We start from the raw sequence: 612 nt of genomic DNA, 5'->3' as shown, positions 1-612 counted from the left end.
TAATAAAACGAATTAACGGCGCGGGACACTAGGATGCTGCTGATGTAGTGCCCTTTGTGGGGCTGATGTTTGACGGCGTTGAATGTTGGCCCCTGGTGGGAGCTGAACGTTGATGACCGCTGGGCTGGTGGGGTCAGGCGATGGCCCGGCCCGCGGCCCCGTGGTGTAGGCCCAAAGTGGCCAGTCGGTCGAGGTTGAGGGCGCTGGCTCGGGTAAGGATGTCGGTCAGGATGCGTTTGCGTCCGCGGCAGCGGGCTTTTCGGCCGCCGCAGGGGCGGCGAGTGAAGTGGCTGATCTTGCGTTTCACCACGGGTCGATAGGTCCGGTAGTCCTGCTGCCAGGCCGAATCTTTCTGTCGAGCCTTGGCGTGCTGTCGCGCGGCTTCATACGGGGTGGATGCTGATCACTGGTCCCCGACGTGATTTTGTGCAGTCCGCCCGCAGCGGGCAGGACTGGCAAAGCGCACCGAAGCGGGCCGAACGGTGACGGGCGCCTTTGCCGATGGTCACAGGGGAAATCCCCCGAAAGTGTGGAGGCATGCACTATGAGGTAGGGGTATGTCAGAGACGCGCAGGAAGTTCGACCGGGAGTTTCGGGAGGGAGCGGTACGGA

1 pseudogene is annotated in these 612 nt (G+C 62.9%); it reads right to left on the bottom strand.

The window, feature by feature from the left end:
* Nucleotides 1-133: 133 nt before the first annotated feature.
* Nucleotides 134-328: pseudogene (locus F6Q13_RS17915) on the bottom strand (DDE transposase); the annotation flags it as partial.
* Nucleotides 329-612 lie beyond the last annotated feature (284 nt).

It is taken from the genome of Mycobacterium sp. (assembly GCF_008709575.1).
GTDB lineage: Bacteria > Actinomycetota > Actinomycetes > Mycobacteriales > Mycobacteriaceae > Mycobacterium.
This window is presented reverse-complemented; position numbering and strand designations above follow the sequence as displayed.